This window comes from Mycobacterium sp. TH-M116, from assembly GCF_057473685.1.
Genome location: NZ_JBYCLC010000284.1, coordinates 1 through 2,965 on the forward strand (window position 1 = coordinate 1; position 2,965 = coordinate 2,965).

Consider the following 2,965-nt stretch of genomic DNA (forward strand, 5'->3'; position numbering starts at 1 on the left):
CGACGACCCGGTGTGCTCCGACGGGCTCAACTTCGCCGCCCACAACACCTACACCGACGACATCAGCATGATCGACAAAGGCGCCGCCTTCGCCGCCAGCCGCATCAACGGCACCCCCACCCCTCAGGCACCCGCACCGGTGGGCGGCTCCGGCGGCAACTTCGGCACCTGACACCGATCGGCTGGGGGCGTGATCACCGGTGATGACAGCATCGCGGCGACGAGATCGGTCGCGGCCGCCGGCAACGTCGCAGCCGCCGGCAACGTCGCGGTGGCCGGATCGGTCGCCACCGCCGGCAGCGTTGCGATAGCGGGCTCGGCGGGCACCGCGGGCAGCGTTGCGATAGCGGGCTCGGCGGGCACCGCGGGCAGCGTCGGCGTGGTCGGCAGCGTGTTGACGGTGCTGAGCGTTCTGGTGCGCGAATGTGTGGCATGCATGGCGTGTATCGCCTGCGCGCGGTGCGTCGCCTGCATCGGTTGCGTGCGTTGCGTCGACTGTGTGGGGTGCGTCGGGTGCGTGAACTGCTCGGGTCTGCGCAATGCCATTGGCGCCCGCAACTTCAGTGCTGAGTCCGGCCAGTGAGGTTCGTGGACGACGACGCACAGGACTGGGACCGTCACGGACGTGGCGTCTGACTCGCGACGACAACCGAGCCCACGCAATCCGAGGCCGACGTCCGATTCCTTCTTGTGAATTCTCACCGAACAGGTAGCAAACTGCTGACCTTCGACGATACGCGGATGTAATGTCCGGATTTGCCAGACGACAAAGTCCCGTCAACTAGCGGCCTGCCCGATCGCATGCCGACGGATCATGAGGGGGCACCGTGAGCACATCCGAGATCTCCGATGTATCTCCCGTAACTGATGTCGCGACCGACGAAGTCATGGTGGCGATCCGCGACGGAACCCTGCTACTGGGCGGTGATCCCGCCGCCGTCGAGTGCTATGTCGACAGGCTGCGGGCGAGCACCGGGCACGCCATTCGCGTCGCCGGGATCGAGGGGGCATCGGTGACGAACGCCGGCAGCGGCCTGGCCATGCTGACCTCGCTGCTGACCGACACCGGCAAGTACGTGCAGCTGGGCCGGGACAGCCTCGCCGCGTTGAAGGATGGCGCGCTGATCCCCGGCGGCGACGGCTTCTTCCGGCTGACAACGCTCGCCGCCGACGATCGTCTCCTTGCGCCGCTGCAGTGGCGTCCGGCGGGGATCGGCCCGGAAGCGATGATGTCAGCGCAGCTGATCGCCGTGCAGATGGCACTGAAGTCCGCGGTCGCCGAGGTGGAGGACGCCGTCCGTCGCGTCGAGGACAAGGTCGAGGCGGTCCTGGAGGTGGCGCGCGCTCACCGCGCAGGCGACGTCCTGGGCAACAACCTGACGGTGACGCGGATGGTCGACTCGCTGGAGACATACGGCTCGCTGCCCGACGCGTACTGGGATTCGGTGGCCGCGCTGGGGCCGGCGCTCAACGTCACCGTCGAGCAACTACGCAACCACGTGATTCGCATCCTGGCGTCGTTCGATCATCCGATGGCCGTGCAGCAGCGCGCGGCGATGCTGCGAAAAGCGATGAACGACAGTCGCATTGCCGACACCTTGAGCCTGCTGGTGATCGCCGAGGAGTCGCTGCACAACTGGCAGCGACTGAGCCTGGCACGCATCGAGTCGACCCAACCCGAGCAGTTGTTGCGGGCCATCGACGAAGCTCGCGAGCTCGTCGAACATCATCTCGGACAGGACCTGCGCATCTACCGAGACGCCAAGAACGTGCTGGACCGCTGCGGGACACTCGTGGCCATTGACGGCTTCCGCTTCTCGTCAGTGCGAGAACTCGCCAGGCAGCGTGGCATGCTGCGCGAGGAACTCGACAATTTCATCCAGGCCCGCCATCAGCAGGTGGAGGTCTGGGAGGACTTGTCCATTCCCAGCGTGCTCGATGCCGCGTCGGCCGCCGTGGGGGCCGCGGCGACCGCGACGGGCCAGGTGCTCGCGGCCGTGGGCCGGGGGACCGTCTGGCTGGGAGCGCAGCTGGCCAAGCCAGTGGCGCGCAGCGGAGTAAATCCCGGGCAGGGATCCGCATAGGCGTGACGGTCTCTTGAAGCGCCGTCGATGGTGTTGCTTCCCCGCGGCAGTCCCCTTCTTGCCGTCGACGATCTGGAGTCGCCCGCCGGCCGTTCAGGTCGTGGCTGAGGCCTTCAGCACGGCCAGCGCGGCGACGCTGAGGCGGGCGAGTTCGTCGGCTTCGCCGGGAGTCAGTGCGGCCGCGACAATCTCAGCCATCCGCTGGTTGGTCGCCTGCTCGACCTCGGCGTAGCGGTCCTTTTTGTCCGCGCCGTCGGCGAACGGCTCGGGCCAGCCGAACATCGCCGCGTACTGGTGCCCCTTGTTGAGCATGTGCGCTTCCACCGGCGTGATGCCGGAAATGGTGAGGGCGTTGAAATGCACATTGCCGCGCAACTCGCGCAGGACGTGCATGACCTGCAGCGCCCGCGCGGGCGCGTCGTCGGCCGGCGGCATGGTGCGCCAGCCGGCATACAGCGGCAGGCCCGTATCCGGTGCCGCCGCGATGATCTTCTCCCCCAGCGCCGCGATGCGGTCCAGGCCCTCGGCGCCGGCCAGGTGCCTGCGGCCGAAGCCGGCGACCTGGTCCCAGTACGCCTCGGCCGCGCCGGCCGCTCCGCGCACCGCGATTCCCTCCTCCCACAAGCCGCGCAGGAAGTTGGGCTCGAACGCGACGAACACCGAAGCGACTGTGGCGCCGGTCGCCTCGCCCAGCACGCCGCCGCGGCCGGCGACGTATCCGGTGAGCGGGTTCTGGTAGCCGGCGGCGATGCTTTCGGCGAACGTCTCGGGATGCAGCATGAACACCGCGACCGCTTGTTCGATGGGCGCGGCCGCGGCGATGGTGGCGTCGAGCACGTCGTCGTGACCCATTGAGAATCTCCTTGTCAGTCGTGGCGCTG

At 68.1% G+C, this 2,965-nt stretch carries 3 protein-coding genes and 1 pseudogene; 3 read left to right on the forward strand and 1 reads right to left on the reverse strand.

Annotated elements, in window-relative coordinates; genetic code table 11:
• From AC2VOK_RS14115 to AC2VOK_RS14125, 3 genes and pseudogenes are all read left to right on the forward strand, one after another.
• Window positions 1-172: pseudogene (locus tag AC2VOK_RS14115) on the forward strand (cutinase family protein); the annotation flags it as partial.
• 21 nt (window positions 173-193) lie between these two features.
• Window positions 194-583, forward strand: a complete 390-nt coding sequence (locus AC2VOK_RS14120) for a hypothetical protein (RefSeq protein WP_428901043.1) — start codon at window positions 194-196, stop codon at window positions 581-583.
• Window positions 584-827: 244 nt separating this feature from the next.
• Window positions 828-2,084, forward strand: a complete 1,257-nt coding sequence (locus AC2VOK_RS14125; protein WP_428901041.1) for a hypothetical protein — start codon at window positions 828-830, stop codon at window positions 2,082-2,084.
• A 93-nt stretch (window positions 2,085-2,177) separates the two neighbouring features.
• Here AC2VOK_RS14125 and AC2VOK_RS14130 read toward each other — a convergent pair whose 3' ends face one another.
• The gene (locus AC2VOK_RS14130) at window positions 2,178-2,936 is read right to left on the reverse strand and encodes an SCO6745 family protein (RefSeq protein ID WP_428901042.1); all 759 of its coding nucleotides are present in this window, start codon (window positions 2,934-2,936) and stop codon (window positions 2,178-2,180) included.
• Window positions 2,937-2,965 lie beyond the last annotated feature (29 nt).